We start from the raw sequence: 18500 nt of genomic DNA, 5'->3' as shown, positions 1-18500 counted from the left end.
GGGTAAATGGGTTGGTGGCTTTTACCAGGCTGTTGAGGAAATCAACGGTGGCAAGCTCGATGCGTCGCCCACAACCCGGGCTGTCATCGAAGCATTGATGCTAGCAGATCCGCAGTCAACAGTTTTCCGCCGCAAAGCCGGCTTGCCATTGGTCATCGATTTTCCTCAATGGAATAGATGGCATGTAGCAGTGCAAGGTGGCTGAGGCCCTGAGGCAGGTTTCCAAGCCCCGAGCCGGTCGCCGGATCGATCTCTTCGTTCAGAATGCCGAAATTATTTCCAAGCCTTTCGAGCAAGCGCTTGAGCAATTGCTCGGCATGATCGACCTCACCTAAGAAGGCATATGCTTCGACAAGCCAGCATGAGCAGGCAACAAAAGTCCCCTCCTCCTTCGCAGCGCCGCTGTAGCGGTAAACCAGCGGACCGACAGCCAGCTCTCGTTCGATTGCGGCCCGCGTACTCTTGAGGCGGTCGTCGTGCTCGAAACCGAAGCGGGTTGTCAGCAAGAGCGCCGCGTCGAGCCGATCGGTCCCGGCAAAAAATGTGTATGCCTGCTTCTCGCTGGACCAGCAGTTCTCGTCGATCCATTTGCGTATTTGATCGCTCACGCCAAGCCAGCGATCAGCGTCGCCCCTGATATGTCCTTCCCTGGCAAGCCAGGCCGCGTTCTTCAGCGCCAGCCAGCAGCCAATTTTGGAAAAGGTGTAGTGTTGCTGGTCCTCAAGCTCCCAAATACCGCAGTCCTGCTCGCGCCACCGTGTCAGGCATTGATCCGCCAAGCCTGCCATAAGCCCGGCTGCCTGCGGATCAAGGACATGGCCACATTTTGCAAACAGGGCTGCGGTTTCCAGGACATCGCCGTAACAGCTGAGCTGTGTCTGTGTTCTGGCCCTATTGCCCACCCTGACAGGCGATGACGCCTTGTACCCGGGGACGGCGACCGGTCGCTCGTCAGGCACTGCCTCGCCTGTCAATGTGTAGACGACCTTCGGTACCGGCCCATCGTCAGATATGGTACGGACCAACCAGCCAAAAGCACCGATGGGCTCCTCAAGTGATCCCGCACGCAGCAAAGCCTTGATCGTATAGGCAGCATCCCGCACCCACGCATATCGGTAATCATAGTTTTTGACGCCGCCAAACCGCTCAGGAAGTCCAGACGTCGCGGCTGCAGCGATAGCCCCAGTCTTGGAATAGACGAGAAATTTCAGGGATAGCGCACAGCGCACAAGATCGCCTTTGAATGGGCCGTCATAGGCCAACTCGCTGGACCACCTTCGCCACTCGTCATCGCTGAGGTCAATCCGACGGTCGATATCCTTGAGGTTTGGTATGGCAAGAGGAGCTTGATCGGCCACGAGAAAAGCAACACATGTCGATGAACCGGCTGACGTCGTGTGGCAGGCAAGTGTTCGCTGATCCTCATCGACGATGATACCAACCTTATCATCGTGACAGAAGGTTGTTGTCAAATCCCCGATATACCGTATTGCTGCGTTCGGATGATCGGCGCGCCTTACCTGCCGCTCAGCGCATGTCGGCTCCAGCGTAATTTTGAATTCGACAGAACCCCTCAAACCTTCAATTCGACGAGCCAGTTCGCACCACGGCAGCCGTCCAGCGACACCGCTGTTCAGGGACTCGGTCAACCGGGCAGACCCGGTGTCGGTGATGAAGATCGTTTCCAGAACATTGCTGTCTTGCCGGTATTGCCGCTCGATGTGAAACTCTGCGGTCGGCGTGATGGTGAATTGACCGCCCGCTGGATCATGCAGACGGTTGAACAGCGGCGGGCAGTCCATGTCGGGGGCGCACCACCAGTCAATGGCGCCGTCAGCGCCGACAAGGGCAACTGAGCGACCATCTCCCACTGCAGCGTAGTGCTCCAGTGGGAGATAGCCGTCAATCCTGACTGGAACGAGGGTTCCCAGCATCAGGGTAGCGTATTGCCGCCGGTCACGCCAAAGCTCTCGCCCGTGATGTAGCTCGATTCCTGGGAGGCCAGGAAAACGTAGATTGGCGCACATTCGGCTGGCTGACCGGGACGTTTCATCGGGACCTCGCTGCCGAACGCCGTGATGACGTCCTGCGTTTGGCCTCCGGATGTCTGCAGCGGCGTCCAGAATGGACCAGGTGCCACGATGTTCACGCGGATCCCCTTTGGCAGAACCTGCTTGGAGAGCGCCTTGCTGAACGCGACGATTGCCGACTTCGTCGGCGCGTAGTCGAGAAGTGTCGCAGACGGCTGGTAAGCTTGAATGGAAGCGGTATTGATGATCGATGAGCCTTCAGGCATGAGCGGGACAGCCGCCTTGCATATCCAGAACAGGGCGTAGACATTCGTCTTGAAGGTTTCATCGAATTGTTCGGTTGTCAGCTGCGAAATGTCGGCGATGGCTTTCTGGCGACCAGCCACATTGACCAGGAGATCGAGACCGCCCAGCTCGTCATTCGCTGTCTCAACAAGCTTTTTGCAGAACGCTTCGCGTTTGAGATCGCCAGGGATCGCGACTGCCTTTCGGCCTTCCGCCTCAATGAGCTTGATCACCTCCTCCGCGTCGCTCTGTTCTTCAGGCAGATAGTTTATGACGACGTCGGCTCCCTCACGGGCGAAGGCAATCGCGGCTGCCCGGCCGATCCCGGAGTCGCCACCAGTCACGAGTGCTTTGCGACCGTTCAGTCGACCGGTACCCTTATAGGATGTTTCACCGTGATCGGGCACAGGCTGCATCTTGCTCGCCAAGCCGGGTACTGGCTGTGGTTGCTCAGGAAATTTCGGCTGAGGATACTGCGTGAGCGGGTTCTGCATATTAAACTGGTCGGCGGAAGCCATTGATCATCTACCCTTTTTTATGAAGGAGAGATCAAAAGCTCCGTGATAGGAAGTTGTTCCCGAGCCAGCGCAGAAAGGGCACTTAATTTCGGAACTGTTTCTGCTTTCGGTGGTTGGTCGAATGCGGGCTACGGCCGTTGCCGCCGCCCTATCCTCAACGGGCCAACTCCTATGAACATCGAGCACAAATCTTTTAGACCAAGTGACTGGGTCCCAAACAACACTCGGTTGCCAGTCCTGATCTACCGCCAGGCAATTTTCCATGCCACCTCGTCGGATTTCGAGGAGGCATTCGAGGAGAACGGCTGGACCGGTATCTGGCGCGATGGCGTGTTCGATTATCATCATTACCACTCGGGAGCGCATGAGGCGTTGGGCGTGGGGCGCGGTACAGCCAAGCTTCAACTCGGCGGACCTGGTGGCGAAATCATCGAACTCGCGACGGGAGATTGCCTTCTCCTACCAGCAGGAACGGGCCACAAGAAAATAGAGGCATCAAGCGACTTCGAGATCGTCGGAGCTTACCCTCCGCGCCAGCAGGCAGATATCCAGACGCAGGCACCGAGCGCCGAGCTGCTTGCGATCATTTCGTCGCTTTCAATACCAGGCAACGATCCGGTCGTTGGCGCGACCGGTGGCTTGAAAGAGTTTTGGCGATGATTTTTTCCTTTGCCAATGCCTGATCGCGCGGTTCGACGCTTTGGCAATTCCCAGTAAAGTGGCGCAATGTCCTTCGAGGATCTGGGGAGGGCACACGCTTGCTGTGCGCCCGCGCCTCTAGGTGTGTGGCCCCCAACATGTCACGGCATTGACGAACCAGCTCTACAGCGAGGCTGCCCGCCGGCAGCGGTCTGATAAGCTCGGCCTCCGGTTGCGAAAGGTCAAGCCAGGCCTGCCAATCGTGACGCCGATAGCGATATCGCTCAAGGCGCAATCAGGCGGTCGCGGCGGAACGAACTTTTCGGACAGAGGTTCACCCCTTCGAGGCAATCAAGTCTCTTGAGAGGAGTTTTCCGATGGGAAGCACAGCTGACAAGGTTTCCGGTAAAGCCAATGAACTGGCTGGCAAAGCCCGCCAAAGCGTGGGCGATGCAACCGATAACCGTGATATGAAGGCAAAGGGCATGGCGCAAGAAGCCAAGGGCGATGCTCAGCAGGCGAAAGGCCAGGCTAAGGACGCAGTAAAGAAGGTCGTCGATAAGGCATAACGCCTTCGGCAGGACATGGTGGTCCGCTGGTAGTGCTACCCCAGCGGGCCGGCTCTCATAGCCGCGCTTCCCTAGATTCTAGTGCCAGATCTCCGTCCTGACCCCCGTCTTCGTAAGCCCATGCCAGGGAACCCACAGCGTGTAGCAGACAGGCAGATATCTTCAGATGAGCGATCTTCCATCGCTGCAATCAGCTGGACTTCATCGCTTCCTCGGCAGCAAGCATTTCAGCGATGCTTGCTCCCTCGCAGGTCGTTGCTGGTCCGGGCGTGGTCGCAGCAATACGCAAGTCTTCCAACATCTGCGCAGCGAACGCTATAGCGTCGTCATCGCTGGAAACGCTGTCGGCTGACATGCGGACAGCCACAAGCTCGTTGCCCTCCCCATGAAACTCCACCGTGACAGTCGCCTCTGTCGTCCTGGCAACATTTGTCCGCACCAGATGCATTCCGAAATTCCCTCCACTTCATGGACGCGACCCCCGCAGCAGCCGCGCAGGTTAAATCTACCGACCACTACTTTGTTCCAACCGCGTTCTTAGAAGCAGGACACGCACCAAGCTGGCGCAGCCCGGCGAAAGCTGCAGCCTCTATCTCTTCGTCGTCCCCGGTATGCTCGTCACGGTCGCCGATACCGGATCACTGGCAGGGAAGCTATCCTCGAGCCCCTCCTCCAGTTCGGCCTCCAATTCGACTTCGTCGTGACTTTCGCGAGCGCTTGGGACCGGCTCCAGACCTCTACTGCCTTCGTCAAAGTTGCCATTGCTCAAGGCATCGTATCGGTTGAGGCTTCCTTCCGGTCGCTGGGCTAACATGCCGCTCAAAACGGCCGTTAGACCGTTGTTGCCGGCCTGGTCGTCCGCAACTTGCTGGAAGACACCTGCCATTCCAGCGAATATTTCGACAGCTGGCTCATCCGCTCCCAGAAACGCGCCGATTTCGTTCATTTCCGCAACCCAACGGTACGCTTTGGGATACATGTCAGGAATGCCGTGGCCGAGCTTCTCGACCAGCTGCCGCTGACTTTCGGATAGCTCCGCCATAAGGGCCTTGTCAGCTCCATTCCGAGCGGCTGCCAACAGCATCGCGGTGCCGAGGCCAATCAGGCCTTTGTTGACACCGGCGTAGCACATCTTGAGTGCCGATGCGGCACCGACATCGCGCTCAAGAAGACGCGCATCCAAGCCGAATTCGGTAAGAACCGCTACGGTCTCTCTTGCATCTCCGCTGATATAGAAGCGGGGGCCGGGTTTGCCTGCCTGTGGCGGACCACCGATAATGCAGGCGTCGAGAACTGTCGCAGCAGCGTCCTTAAAGACTTCAGAGACCTTTTCCATCGTTTGTGGAGAAACGGCATTGCAGTCAACGAATGTCGTAGAAGATTTGGAAGAGCGAACCGCCGTCGCGACCTTGTCGGCCACCGCTAAAGCCTGAGATGGCGGGACAATCGACAAGATGATATCGGCGTCGACCAACGACATCAGGTCTTCCTCACGGATGCCAGCAACCGCAGCCCGATCCCGTGTCGCTGAACTGCGTCCTTCCAAGGTGGTACTGATTTCCGCTCCGGAGGACATAAGGGCTTCCGCGACAGCGCTACCCATAGCTCCCATTCCGATCACAGCGATTTTTGACATTAACATTTGCCTTTATGATATTGAAGTCGGAACTAGTGGCGACGAGCGCCGATGCAAGTTACCTTTGCCGAGATAGCCAGCAACGATGACCGTCACTTGGGAATTTTAAGCGCGAGACTCAGCAGACGATCTCGGCCGTGCGATCGCTTCTCGATCAACGGCCGGCATCACTCGTCTCTTTTGCGATTGGTCTGCTTGTCCTTATGAGCAACAGGCATCTTCAAACACGTTTGAGACGCGTCAGGTGAGTCGACATCTTCCATATCGCTGCGGGCGTTTAACCTAAACCTCATCGAGAACATTCGATCGCGCGCACGCTCCAGTTCGGCGAACGTCCAAACTGTTAGGAACTCCCCTGTAGCCATACAAGGTTCGGTTCAAAAACCCTGCTTCTCACCGGCCCTTTTCCCTCGGAGCTTCGGGATCGTTCCGCGACCCGATCTGCGCCTTGGGAAAGGTCGGACCCTTTCCGCGCCTCGACTTCCTTTTCCTCCTTCGCTGCCTGTTCCATCAGGCCGCGGCTAGCGTCTTTGCCTTTCTCGGTTTCGGCTGGTTCTCTGTCCATAGCTTTTTTCATCGCTCAAAAGGGACGAACGGTCCCGCTATCGTCTGGTTCCGACGGTCTCCTCGATTTTCCGCAACTAGGTAGCAACTGCCACCAGACTTGGACGCACAGGATCGCCGTGATCCTATGGCGTGGTTACGAATGGTTCTCATTCAACGAGTTGAAGCGGAGGCCGCCCGAGACCGGCACCAAGATCGAGGGGCTGCGGACGCAGCTCTTGTCGGTGGAACGGCAGCAAGCTGCGTTCGACATGGTCATCCAGACCTACGAGCCGGAATACTCGCCAGCCGGGGCGCCGCTGACCACCGCAAGGCGTATGTGCCAGGGTGTCGTGAATTTTCGGAGCTGCTGAAGGCTATCGATCGCGGTGGCTCTTTGTCCTTCGCATGCTCCGCGAAGCCGTAAGTTCGATCACGACCGGCGGAGCGCGCTCAGGCCTTCGCACGCGAGACTGGACTCGCCGAGAACGACATCCGGGTCGGACAGATCGCAAACCGATTTTCCCAAACGCTCGACCAGCTTGCGAAGGCCGATCGCGTCCGAAGAGCCGGAAAGGCCGACGGCTATCGCTATCTCTGGGCAGCGCATGCGCAGGCATCGGGATTCTTTCACCGTCCCAGACCAGGTCGGGCGGATGTCGACCTGCCAGTAGAGTCAGCGTTTTGGTATTCGTATGATCCTGAACATGCGGCGAAGATCATGTTTAGGAGGATCAATTATTTGACTGGTTGCCGCCGGTGAACTTAAATACGAACGAATTTGGAGATGTCGCGTGGTTGCTGACAGGAAACTTGATAAGCAAACGATCGAAGACGCCTTCGATGCGATCGCGGAGCTGGCATCACAACGCGGCATCGTGTTGGACATGGCCGTTTATGGCGGATCATGCTTGGTCTTGGCTTCCGACATTCGTGCGGCGTCGGAGGACGTTGACGCTGTCTATCTCAACCATCAAGAGCAAGCGCAAAAGATTGTAGATGCCGTTACCCGGCGGAAGCGCCTGCCTGAAGGATGGATGAACCAGGCAGCCAAGCGATTCGCGCCTCCTCGCGGAAATCCTGAACCGCACCTCCTCGAATTCAGAGATTATCCGAGAGATGGGTCGGTCTTGGGGCTCGAATTTTTACGCCGACGCCAGAATACTTGCTGGCAATGAAGGTACTGGCGAACAGAGCGCCTGATGATGACAAAAACCTAACTGACGCGACAGATGCTGTGGCGCTGATGGAACTCACCGGGATCAACACCTACGAGAAGATTGTTGAACTCATGGAGCAGTGCTATCCTAACATTCCGGGAATCGTCGTTCCCACCGTCTCCTAGCAATTGAGCGCGAAGATCAAGGGTTTGGTAGATGAATATAATGGCGCAAATGCAGCGAGTCCGACCTGGATCGCTGGCCGCGGCCGTCCACTCGCACCTTGAGACGGGTAGCGAGTTTCGATAACCTTGCCAGTTTTCTTGACGGTTTTTACATTGATCCCTCAAGTCGCCGGAGACGAGAGCGGCTCCTTGATACACCCGATTTAACGGTTGACCAGCGTTTTGACGCGCTGGTGAGAGCTATTGGGGAACACCTCTGCCGTAGGTGGAGGCTAGGACCGGCTCCGCTTTGGACCGACGCGCCGGAACGCTTCCTAAAGAAGCCATGGTTCCTTGGACAAGAGCGCATGAAGCCGTTTTACATTGCCGAAAGCCCCAGCGCTTGCAGGCGCCGATTCATTTTCACGGAAATGGAGCCTCTTCGTCGGGCGCGCATGCCCCGCGACGCGATGTGGTGGCATGCGGAAGAGATCCGCACGGGTATGACACCGCTTCCAGAGGAGGTCGTGCTGACTGAACCTGTAGACGAAGAAACGGACCCGGCATACACAATGGCCATGTGAGGTCTGTCGTGTAGCCCATCTTTCCAAAACGTCGCTGTTGGTGGCAGTTGCTACTTGATCGCAATTTTCCTGTCCACTGCCGCACAAAGCTTTCCAACTTCGTAATGATGGGAATGCAGATCTTCCTCCTATTCGCGATATAAGGGCAAATCGGCTTCTGTACGGTTTTGAACAATCCCTCCCGAACAACTTTTCAGCGGTGTCGTTTCAGCGAGGTGAATTGGAGCCTCGCATGCCGGGAATACAGCTCAACTCCTCTGTTCGTCTTATGTTGCTGTTGAATTCGATGAGTGACGTAGCGTTTCGCCCCCCCCCGCATAACGTCGGCATCAAAACGGTCATCCTCGCCGAGAAGGCAGGCCTCATTCAGCGGGAGGGTTCGCTTGGGCTACGTCCCCGCTGCAAGCTAACCCAAGCAGGCGCATCATATCGTCGCGAACGCGGATATCCGACGGGATAATGGCGGCCGGGTTTACATAGCCGCGACGCTATCGTGCTCTCCATGTCGCGGCAATCCCGCGATAGCCTCAAGGTGGCTCAATATAGATCCGTCATAGTGGCCTGCAGGAGGGACTCACACACAACTTGGTGGCCAAACGCGCACGCGATCATCGAGGCCAAGGCCATAATCAAGAAGCCTATGGCATTGGCAATGACCCTTCAGCCTTATCGCGGCCCAAACCCTATGGGTGTTCCACCTGCGGCCGCAATCACCAAGAAGATAACTGCAACGATTATCAGGGTGTACATATAGTCCTTGAGCTTTTCGAAGGGTTCATCGGGCATTCCGAAACTCCTAAGCTATCCAACGTCGACGGTATTGCACCAACCCTTGCGGGCGATCAAGGGGCTCACTCCCATGTCGTGAGGGAGCCAATGAGCTACATCACTGAAATCCAATGGACATGCCACATTCGTTTTGCTGTTGATGCCACTCCCGCCCTAATCCCGCCGGGCCGTCGACCAAAGCGTTCGAGCGTTTGCCGCCATTGTCGTACATTACGTCTCTTCCCCTGCCCGCATCGAACGCCAATCCAGGCCGCTGTAGCTGCCCACTGTATCTTGGAGGCGCCTGCGCAATACAGGGATCTGCCGGGGTTCTAGCTTGACGACAGCCTGTCGCGATCCGGTCGCTTACGCGGGGCGGCTGCTGGCAACGCCACGCAAATGCAGAGCTCGGTAGCCCATTTCTGGGGATTGGCTCGGCTCAACCAAGGCCTTAGGCTCCGCGGAAACCACCAATGGGCGAGACGAATGAACTCAGTTACGAGAACTTGCTGCACGCGCTCGCAAGCCGCGCGCAGCGTCCTGACACACAAGCTTGGCTATCTGTCGGTCGCGGCTTTGGCCGTTTTGATATGGGCGAGCGAGGATGTTCCGACTTCTCCCAAGGGTCAACTTGCTCAGAACGAGGCTGCGGTCCGCCAAAGATCGCAATGACCCGATCGCAGTGCGCGCCTCCCACGATGTTGCGAGCGCTACCTTTCGCGTATGTCGCACCTACGATATTGGGTCTTCAAGAATGTTGACCACCAGTGCTGGTCGATCATCGACATCTTTACGGGCTGGCCGCTCGATTTTGACGGCGTGCTGCTTAATACGCTCGAGGCCGAGGAGGCAGACAGGATGGCCGATGTCTTCAAAATCGGCGATTGTGCCCGCCGCGGCAATCTCCGATAACTGCATTGAAGCCTGAGCTCCCCCGACATGCACGCCATTTGGCACACCTCGCGGAGAGTTTAGCGTCTGATCGCAGCACTGCAGCAAACCCCTTCCCATATCGGATTCTTCTGCGAGCGGTAGCTCGGCGGCACATAGTCCTTCGGCCGCGAAATTTGGGGCAGCAGCCGCCATCCAATCCACTTCCAGTTCTATGCCGATCAGGCATTGAACAATGCCCGTGCGAGCACGATGTAAGTGGGGTCAGGAGCCACGTCATGCTTGTCATCATCTCAGCCGCGGTCATCACGCTCGTTGCCACTCTGGCCGCTCGATATCTGCTCGCGAAAACGCGGCTGACGGAAAAGTCGATCGACGCCGCAATCGCCCGGAGGCTCCATACGTCTCCGGTGCTGTCCGAGATGCGCGAACTGCGTGAACTCAATGGTGTGATGCGCAATATCTTGGCCGATCTCGTCGAAAACGAGGAACTGGCAGTGCGGAGACCGGACGATCATCGTTCGCCTGCGACCCGGACTCGATTGGTGGCAATGCGCGAAGCGCGCCGCCGGGAGATATATGGTGAGGCGATCCTTTTGCTTCGGCAGACCGCTCGAACCCGAACCGCGGAAAGCCCCGTTAGAGCAGCAGACTGAAGATGTTTGGGCGTGAAGAGCCCCCACCATATCTGAACCACCACCGTTCAAGTTGATGGTCGCGTCTTCAACTCCGAGGGCATGCGACCAGGGATCCCCGGTTGATATCTTTCGCAAGCACCGGGAACTCAAGTCGTCGTGTGTGCGTTTTCTCCGTCGTCTTTAGAGAGAGATCACATGTCCTCGGGTAGCAAAGCTCGCCACCATATGTACATCTTCGTGGCGATTATTTTCGCAGCAGCGCTCGCATTAGCGGGGACCTATGTCGTTATCGCAAAACCAGGTGAGGCCGCGAAGGAGCCTGTGTCCGAGGTTGTTAATCCGAACAGCTAGCCCGCGGCAGGAAGCCTGTGGGATCGAAACCGACAGGGGACGAACACACGGCCAATCGCGCATGTCCGCTTCCTTGTCACCCACGTGGCGTCAATCCCAGGCCTGCAACGAGCCGGCCGACAATCGGGTCCAAGCGTACTCTTCATAACCAGGACGGCTCGCCAGTCCGCAATGCAGCCTCCGTGCGGATGGCATGATCTCCCCAATTCAAGAGAGCCAATTAAAACCAGCCTTATAGCCGCCGAGACAGAGGCGTGATCGGGAACAGACCGAAAAGGTCATCGTACCGCACGAGCAAAAGGGATAGCTGCGTTTATATCTTATTCCGCCGCTATTCCGCTCACTGTTGCCTGCCGCTGGAAGTGGTCGAAATCATGTACCCGTACCGATGGACACACCTTTTTCGCAATATCGATTAGGTGTCTGTGATGCGTGAGGTAGATCACCTGGCCATGTTGCGCCATCCCGGCAAACAGCCTGAAGGCTTCTTCCGCCCGAAAGTCGTCGAACGTCTCCATGATGTCATCGGCGATGAACGGGACGCCGGGCCGCTCGGTCACGAATTCGTGGTATCCCGCCACTCGCAATGCCAGGTAAAGCTGAAACCGTGCTCCCCGCGACAGCGCGTCTGCCGATAGAGATCCGCCGCTCGCTGATAGAGCCATCAACACTTCCCCATCTTTGCCGGGCTGCGCGGCTACCCCGGAATAGGCGCCGCGGCTGATGGTCCGGAACGCTTCCGACGCTCTGGACATCATCCCGCTCCGATGACGATCCCTGTAAAGCCTGAGCGCCTGTTCGGCAGCAACGATACCGATCCTCAGCTCGAGATATCTCTCTGCCCGCTCTTCAATGTCCAGCAGCGTGGTCCGACGCCGTTCCTCGATCTGAGCGGCCGCTGCGTCGCCTCCGACCGCGTCCAATGCCTTGCGGATGGTGGAGAGCTCGTGAAACGCATCTCGGCACGCCTGCTCGTGGTGTGCAAGAAGCGGCTTCATGCCCTCCAGCTCGACCTCAAGCGCATTCCTGTCGGCAAGCGAAAGTCGGTGTTCAACCTCGAGAATGTCCTGGACGCCGGTGATCTCCAGGAGTTCGCGCTCAAGGTCATCAATGGCCGCGCGGACTGCCTGCCGCTTCAAGCAAAGATCAATTTGCGCTTCCACCTCATCAATGGTGGTGCAGCCGAAGAATGCCGTCATCTCGTCAGTGCGAGCGGAAAGAACCTGTCGGGTCACCAACAGCTCTTTCTCCTGCTCCCGCGCCTGATCGAGTGCTTCTTCAAGCTTCTCGACCCGATCCCGGTCCCGCTCGGCGATTTTGATCTTTTCTCCGATTGCCCGCGTCATATCGCCGAGCGATCCCGACCGGTCCATACCGAGGCCCGAACACAGAGCAAAGACCGTCTGCTCGAAGATAATGGCGTCCTGCTCCATCTTCTGAACGCGGTCTACCAGGCTCTCTTTCATTTCGACCGCCGACGACAGCTTTTCAAGGATCGGTATGATCACATTGACGGCGTCGACATCCGGAACAGATTGTTGATCCTTGAGCCAGCAACCAGCGCATAGCTCCGCCCACCTAGCGTTCCACTCGGCATCGTCGCTTTGCGCTTCGGCCAGAAGCTTTGTCCGCTCGTTGCGGTCAGCATTGAGGCGTTCAAGCCGGTCGGCTTGATCCATCGCCGAATTGAACCGATCGAGCTCACGTTCGGCCAGCGCGATGAGTGAGACGGTATCGTCAACATCGACGGCCTTAATGCCGGCGGCTTTGAGCGCTGCTGTTATGCGCAGCTTCGCCGAGACAGATCGATCTCGGACATCCGCAATCTCCTGGTCGATCGAACCCAAGTCGTCGCGGGCCGCCAGAGCCGTTGTCCGGCGACGGAGCCATTCTTGAAGTTCGTTTGGGTCACGCACGAGGAGCTGGGCCGCCGCCACGCCCGAGAAACTGGTGAGCATCTCCGAAGTCAACGCTGCCAGCGCAGAGCGCGCGTCTGAAAGGCGCTGGTCCGCGGACTGAAGCTCTGCGATGGCAACGGCGCGCGTGAGGCTGAGTTGCGCCAGCATTCCGCTATCGGCGAAATGCAGAAGACGCGCCGACACGGCCTGGTCGTCTGCCCTCATGGTGCGTTCGAAGTCGAGCGCGGTCTCGATCGTTAACGTCTGTCGATGCAATAGCCATGCTTCATCGCGCGCAGCACGGCTGGCGATCGCCGACGTCTCGTCGATTTTTCCGGAACGTCCCCGAATATCCGCGATTTCGGCATCCACACGGTCGAGTTCGGATTGCAATCTATCTCTGTCCGAGGCCGCGGACTTTTCAGAATCGCGGCAGTTTGCATATGTGGCTTTCCATTTTTCGACGGTGGTCGTCAACGGAACCGGGATCGCAGCCAGCTCAGCCGACGTGCCTCGCCACGGCACGAGCTGGGCCATGCTTTCCAGCACGCTGGCCTCAGCGGCTTGTCTGCGCCGCGTCAGAAGCCGAAGCGATGTTTCGTCGTCGAGCGTCTCGATCGCGTTGACAGTCGCGGCTAAAGCCTCGAACGCTCTGCGGCGATCTGGCTGCCTGTATTCAACTAGGCGCTCGTAGGCTCCGCCCTCCTCTGCAAGAGCGCGATTGGTTCGGGCGAGCTCTTTGCTGGCGGCTTCCAACCGCGCATCAACGCCTGACCTCGCGTTGATGAGGCCCCTCAGTCTGCCGACTGTGGTCGCGTCAAGAATCAGGCGAGCCGGGTTCTTCTCTCCCGGCTGCCCAAGCTGGAGAAGCAGCGCGTCAACTGAAAGGTCTGCGATCCGCCCTTTCAATTTCGGAATGTCGACCACCGCCGTGACATAGCGTGGCTCCAGTGTCTTTAGGAGCTCCTCCCCCCTACCTGCGAAGGCGAGAACCTCCGATGGATCGGCAACTCTCTCGATCTCGCTCTCGATGGTGGCGATCGAATGCGCAACGGCGTCAATCTTAACCCGCAGTTCGATGCTTTCCTTGCGAATGGCCGAGAGTTCATTCTTCCATGAGCCTGGGGGCTCCGGTACGGCAATCGTCGCCCGCAGTTCTTCCCGGTAGAGTGACAGCCGCGCCATCGTTGGAAGAGCTCGCAGGATGCGGTTAATCTCGTTTGACCGCCGTTGAATCGCCGACTGTTGATCAACCGCCTTCTGGTATCGTTCCTCATGCGCCGCAAGTTCAATCCTCATCCGCGCGAAATCAGTTGCCAGCAGATCGAGTTCGTCACGCTTCACCTTAAGGTCCGCGAGACGCGACCTGAGCTCTCCGAGTTCCGTGTTGCGAGCCCGTAGCTTATAAAACCGATCGGCTTCGCCCCGGATTTCGCCGAGCCGTCGACTGAGATCTGAAAGACCCGCGCTTGCAGAAAAAAGCAGCTGCCCGAGATCGCCTTTGCTGGCCAGGATGCTCTCGCCGCCGCTCTTGAGGGTTTCTTCGTCGAGCGAGAACATCGTCGAGAACGCAGAGCGATCGATCCCACCGAGATCAGCCATGATCTCGGTTTCCGCAACAGTGCGCTCATCGCCGTCCAGCAGGCTATTTTGCAGGCGCTTGACCCGGACGAACTCACGATCCCGTCCAGCGACAAGCAGGTTGCCGCCTAATCTCATTGCTGAATAAGGATGTAAAAATCCGTATTTGGTGCTGTGTCCGATCCCGAAGACGAGATCGAGGATCGCATTGAAAGTGGTCGACTTGCCTGCCTCGTTAGGGCCGTAAACGACATGCAGGTCGGGCGATCCGACCGGACGTTGCCCAAAATCAACAACAGCGTCCGTGAATTTGCCGTAGCGCGTCAGGTCGAGACGATTGATCCGCACGTCACTCTCCCTCGGCCCCCTGGAGAAGCGCGAGCACATGCGCTGTCCCCTCTTTTGCAAACTTCGCCATCAAACCGTCATACGCCGCCTGATCTTTTCCGATGATGTCCCTGAGCTCCGCCGGCAACTGGCCGCGCAATTCGTCGGCAATCGCCTTGACCTCCGAATTGAAATCGATCGAGCCGTGGATCTCTCGCGCAATGATAGTCGCAAGCTCGCCCAGCGCTCCCGGATTCCCGCCGTTTTGCCGCGGCCGCGACGACGAGACTTTCACTTTTTCGATCCAGATATTTCCGATCAACGACCCATGTGTTTCGAACTCCGTCCTCAGAAGATCGATGTCCCTGCGAGCGCGCCAAGCAAGCTCACTCGTCCCTATCACCTCCACCCGTGCCACGATCTGGCCTTTCGGTATCGCCGAGGCCAGTTCGCCAAGCTGAAGTTTGCACAGTGCCACCAAGTCGTCCCAGTCAGCGGCCATTGAGACGTCGATTTGGAGCCGCTCGAATTGGGCGACGGCAGTTCTTCGTTCTTCGACGAGGATCGAGCGGTCATCACGCACGGTCACCAGTGACACCGTCTTCGATCCGTCCTCATTGATGTCACGCCCCTGCGGTATTCCGGGCATCACGACAGCGCAGCTTTGGTCTTGCAGAGCGGATCGTTTGTGAATGTGGCCGAGCGCCCAGTACTGAAACCCTGCCTGTCTGAGCTCGGCAACACTGCAGGGCGCGTAAAGATCGTGTCCTGCTGAGCCACCAAGGCTGGTATGCATGATCCCGATATTGACCGCGCCGGGCAGTGGGGCGGCGAAGTGTCGGAGGAGAGATTCTGGCGCATGCGGCTTAGCAAAACTCATTCCGTGGATCGCAACGTCGAAATCCCCGGCGGACCGCTCGATGGTGACCAGTTCAGCGACCTCACCGAACACCTTGACCGTGTCCGGCATCACAAGCTGTGCGGTGATCTTTGAGAGGGCATCGTGGTTGCCGCGGATGATGTAGGTCCGAATACCGCCCTGATGCAAGCGCCCGAGTTGTTCGGCAAGGAACCGCGCCGTTTTCATCGACGTCTGCTCACCGTCGTAGAGGTCGCCAGCGATGATCAGAGCGTCGACCTGCTCTTCGAGGCACAGCTCGATCGTCTGGATGAACGATTGCCTGGTAGCAAGCCCGATGAGATCTGCCAGCTCGCCGTTGAGAAGCGCAAGGGACTTCAGCGGCGAGTCGAGATGGATGTCGGCGGTGTGGACGAATCGGAATGCCATGGTCTGCCCTTGTCCGTGTCAGCCTCGTTAGCCTTTCTGGGTTCAAAATGCCAGTTCGAATTCCTGTTTTGTTCTGCTATCCCCAACTTTCCGCAAGGTCAAATCCTCACCCGCGGCTGCGCGTTTTGCCGGCTTCTTCGATGGGCCCCAATTCTTCTGGGCGCGCCACCAGGAGGATTGCGATCGCTAAATCTCGGCTTTAAAACGCACGTTAGGCCACGCGGAAGCTGCAGAATGCGAGAGGAAGGCATGACCACCGATATAGGGATGAGGATGCAAAGGCTTATCGCCAGCTTGACGGACAAGCATTTCACCTATCCGCCGCATAACATCGGTTTGAAAACCGCGCTGGCAGCCAAGCAGGCGGGGTATATCGAAATCCAGACCGGTTTTAAAACATCGCTGAAATGCAGTTTGACCTCGAAGGGCGTCACGGCTCAGAGGCAGATCAAGCGTCACCCGACAGCCGTTTGAAGTCGGCTTCTCCATCGCGTCGTACGCCCTTTCCCGGCCGACCGGAGCGACAAGTCCAGTTCCGATGGCTATCGTTGCGCGCGCTGGATCACGTACTTTCTCATCAGCACGTCTCGGCGACGGTGCTTTATCGCGGTGAAGCGGAAGAGGCGAGCGGGCTCTCGCTCTTCAGCAAAGACCACGACGAAGCCAGCATTCGGCCCTATCAGTATTGACGGCGGTGATCATCAACGCTTGTCCATGAGGCCAGCCGCTTCAACGCGACGCTGAAGAGCATGCGTTCAACTCCGGTGCGAAGCCCAACCCCCGTAGTTGATGTGGCTTCTTCGTTGTGTAGGTAAAGCGGGTATTTGCCGAGGACACGCGGATGCCGGTGTTCGCAGGTTTTTGCACGTCTGTTCCGGCCGGCGCGCAACTCACACGGCCTGCCGCATGCAGGTAGGTGTAGCCTCGAACGAACCGATCTATACCCAAACCGGATCGCTGGAACGTTGGATCTCACAGCCTTGCAATCTTAGCCAAGGTGTAAACGTGAGCCTCAACCTGTTCGCCATCGATGGTGACGGAGACCGGCGCCCTACGATAACCCTCGCCTTCGAACGAATCCAGCCGCTGCCAGTGATGTGGAAGATCGGAGGATTCGAAGACCGACACCGGGATCGCGTAGGCCTGGTCATCGAGCACAAGACCGGGAAAGCCCAAGTCCGAGCCCCAGCCAGCGTCCACGAGGCGCCCGAAAATCTTGCCAGACCGCCAGAAGCCTGCAAGTCCGTCAAGTTGGTTATTGTTGAGCTTTCCAGGTGCAAGGCTGCCATAGGTCGCGAGGCGATGTTCAACTGTCATTGTTACTGTGCCGTATTTTAAAACCAGACGTTCTGATAACGCCTAAGTGGAAAGGAATTGCGAATGATCGCCAAGTCGCTTGAAAGGCCGGCTACTTCTTCGGCCTTTGGGAAACGCTTGTGGCTGTGGCAGACACCGCCTCGCTTGCTGGCCAGGCTTGGAAACCTTCGTCGACCTCTCCCTTTAGGGTCTCGTGATCTTGCCCGTGACGCACGCTCGATGGTGTTTGCAACCCCAAGCCGCCCTCGTCGAAGTTGCCGTCGCTGAGGGCGTCATTTCGATTGACGCCAGGATCTTCACCCTCGCCTCCCGACGACACGAGCTCAACCATGATTGCTTTCGCGTGCTCCACCGCATTTTGTGCATCAATGTTGTTATCGGAGTTATCCATAGCAATGGATACAAGCTCGCCACCCTGTCCCACAAACTCGACGGTCAGCATCCTCCCCTCCGGCGTGATCCGGGTGTCTCGCACTTGCATTGCAGCCTCCAAAGTCATTTCCTGCGAATAACTCGGGTTACGCGTTGCAGTTCCACGAAGCCGACGTCGGCATCATCGGTGCAGCATCGGCCGAATAGTGGCGACAGGTTTCCCATTGCAGAATGCGCAGGCCATTGTCGAACGGGAAGCCTGTCTCTTCAGGGCGGAGGCATTGGCTGAAACTTTCTGGGCTGCCGAGACGTAGTTCGATCGTGATCGAAAGGTTATGGCCGCCGCACCCCCCTCCCGCAGTCTCCTGTCGGGACGCGGCGGCCGCACTACGTCGCCGTCTGCGAGGTTCGATTGGCTGGCGTACCGGCGCTACTCTCCTCACTCGCCGGCACGAGCCAGAACACAGCGCAGGTGACCCTCCAGGAGTTCGCAACGCACGACAGAATGCTGCCACCGTCCGCTACTCTCCCGGACTGTTTTTCACACGATCGGTATTTTGCTGAGGAATCGCAACGACGATAGTAGCGCACAGCATTTTCTCTGGCTCCGGCCTATCCTCTCGGTCAACGCGGTCCAGGAATTTCTCTATCGGTATTCAAGCGAATGTCTTGCGCCTCAAGATAAAGCAGCTGGGCGGCGTCGGCGAAAGCAGCATTGCGTTCAGCGTTCTCAGTGAAAATCCCGCTATCCGGCGCGACGAGAACAAATTCGCCACCATCGTCTCCATCAGCCCACGCCGTTCAAAGCCTGGGCTCTCGACGGAGGGAGAAGCGAACGCTTATGTAAAGCGAAGGGCACCGGCGCCCGGCACTCGACCCTGCCTCAGTTCGCAGTGTTTCGCACAACGTTCGACATTGCTGTCGTTTCCGTGCATGCTGGT

General features: G+C 57.7%; 15 protein-coding genes and 1 pseudogene. 6 read left to right on the top strand and 10 right to left on the bottom strand.

Annotated elements, in window-relative coordinates:
* Positions 1–152 precede the first annotated feature (152 nt).
* Both ABIE40_RS30245 and ABIE40_RS30240 read right to left on the bottom strand, forming a co-directional pair.
* Positions 153–1934, bottom strand: a complete 1782-nt coding sequence (locus ABIE40_RS30245; RefSeq protein ID WP_199629747.1) for a glycoside hydrolase family 15 protein — start codon at positions 1932–1934, stop codon at positions 153–155.
* A complete protein-coding gene (locus ABIE40_RS30240) occupies positions 1934–2833 on the bottom strand; it encodes an SDR family oxidoreductase (RefSeq protein WP_199629748.1) in 900 nt (299 codons plus the stop codon). Before ABIE40_RS30240 ends, ABIE40_RS30245 begins: the two co-directional genes overlap by 1 nt.
* Positions 2834–3004: 171 nt before the next feature.
* On the opposite strand from ABIE40_RS30240, the gene ABIE40_RS30235 reads away from it, so the two are divergent.
* Both ABIE40_RS30235 and ABIE40_RS30230 read left to right on the top strand, forming a co-directional pair.
* Positions 3005–3493: a cupin gene (locus ABIE40_RS30235; protein ID WP_199629749.1), complete on the top strand. Its 489-nt coding sequence runs from the start codon at positions 3005–3007 to the stop codon at positions 3491–3493.
* 356 nt (positions 3494–3849) lie between these two features.
* On the top strand, positions 3850–4041 hold the full coding sequence (locus ABIE40_RS30230; RefSeq protein WP_199629750.1) for a CsbD family protein: 192 nt from the start codon (positions 3850–3852) through the stop codon (positions 4039–4041).
* A gap of 190 nt (positions 4042–4231) precedes the next feature.
* Here ABIE40_RS30230 and ABIE40_RS30225 read toward each other — a convergent pair whose 3' ends face one another.
* The 3 genes and pseudogenes from ABIE40_RS30225 to ABIE40_RS31105 all read right to left on the bottom strand — a co-directional run.
* Complete coding sequence (locus tag ABIE40_RS30225) at positions 4232–4489, bottom strand: hypothetical protein (RefSeq protein ID WP_199629751.1); 258 nt, start codon at positions 4487–4489, stop codon at positions 4232–4234.
* A 141-nt stretch (positions 4490–4630) separates the two neighbouring features.
* A complete protein-coding gene (locus tag ABIE40_RS31110; protein WP_502944845.1) occupies positions 4631–5125 on the bottom strand; it encodes a DUF1932 domain-containing protein in 495 nt (164 codons plus the stop codon).
* A 141-nt stretch (positions 5126–5266) separates the two neighbouring features.
* A pseudogene (locus tag ABIE40_RS31105) lies at positions 5267–5677 on the bottom strand (NAD(P)-binding domain-containing protein); the annotation flags it as partial.
* Between the two features lie 1337 nt (positions 5678–7014).
* Between ABIE40_RS31105 and ABIE40_RS30205 the strand changes: the two are divergent.
* Together ABIE40_RS30205 and ABIE40_RS30200 are read left to right on the top strand one after the other, a co-directional pair.
* Positions 7015–7398 carry a hypothetical protein gene (locus ABIE40_RS30205; protein WP_199629754.1) on the top strand — a complete coding sequence of 128 codons (384 nt, stop codon included), beginning with the start codon at positions 7015–7017 and terminating at the stop codon, positions 7396–7398.
* Complete coding sequence (locus ABIE40_RS30200; RefSeq protein ID WP_199629755.1) at positions 7395–7565, top strand: hypothetical protein; 171 nt, start codon at positions 7395–7397, stop codon at positions 7563–7565. Before ABIE40_RS30205 ends, ABIE40_RS30200 begins: the two co-directional genes overlap by 4 nt.
* A 2063-nt stretch (positions 7566–9628) precedes the next feature.
* On the opposite strand, the gene ABIE40_RS30195 is transcribed toward ABIE40_RS30200, so the two are convergent.
* Positions 9629–9982 (bottom strand): hypothetical protein, encoded by a 354-nt coding sequence (locus tag ABIE40_RS30195; RefSeq protein ID WP_148194571.1) that lies wholly within the window; start codon positions 9980–9982, stop codon positions 9629–9631.
* 83 nt (positions 9983–10065) lie between these two features.
* Here ABIE40_RS30195 and ABIE40_RS30190 point away from each other — a divergent pair, with 83 nt between their 5' ends.
* Positions 10066–10443, top strand: coding sequence for a hypothetical protein (locus tag ABIE40_RS30190; RefSeq protein ID WP_112719030.1), 378 nt, complete (start codon positions 10066–10068; stop codon positions 10441–10443).
* 653 nt (positions 10444–11096) lie between these two features.
* On the opposite strand, the gene ABIE40_RS30185 is transcribed toward ABIE40_RS30190, so the two are convergent.
* Together ABIE40_RS30185 and ABIE40_RS30180 are read right to left on the bottom strand one after the other, a co-directional pair.
* Entirely contained in the window at positions 11097–14603 is a 3507-nt protein-coding gene (locus tag ABIE40_RS30185) for an AAA family ATPase (RefSeq protein ID WP_199629756.1), read from the bottom strand.
* A gap of 1 nt (position 14604) precedes the next feature.
* A complete protein-coding gene (locus tag ABIE40_RS30180) occupies positions 14605–15870 on the bottom strand; it encodes a metallophosphoesterase family protein (RefSeq protein WP_148194569.1) in 1266 nt (421 codons plus the stop codon).
* A 249-nt stretch (positions 15871–16119) separates the two neighbouring features.
* Between ABIE40_RS30180 and ABIE40_RS30175 the strand changes: the two genes are divergently transcribed.
* A complete protein-coding gene (locus ABIE40_RS30175; RefSeq protein WP_199629757.1) occupies positions 16120–16344 on the top strand; it encodes a hypothetical protein in 225 nt (74 codons plus the stop codon).
* A 498-nt stretch (positions 16345–16842) separates the two neighbouring features.
* Here ABIE40_RS30175 and ABIE40_RS30170 read toward each other — a convergent pair whose 3' ends face one another.
* Positions 16843–17187, bottom strand: a complete 345-nt coding sequence (locus ABIE40_RS30170; RefSeq protein WP_199629758.1) for a gamma-glutamylcyclotransferase family protein — start codon at positions 17185–17187, stop codon at positions 16843–16845.
* Positions 17188–17278: 91 nt separating this feature from the next.
* Positions 17279–17629, bottom strand: coding sequence for a hypothetical protein (locus tag ABIE40_RS30165; protein ID WP_199629759.1), 351 nt, complete (start codon positions 17627–17629; stop codon positions 17279–17281).
* Positions 17630–18500 lie beyond the last annotated feature (871 nt).

Origin of the sequence: Rhizobium sp. OAE497 (assembly GCF_040546565.1) — a bacterium.
GTDB lineage: Bacteria > Pseudomonadota > Alphaproteobacteria > Rhizobiales > Rhizobiaceae > Rhizobium.
The sequence above is the reverse complement of the archived record's forward strand: the minus strand, read 5'-3'. Positions and strand labels throughout refer to the sequence as shown.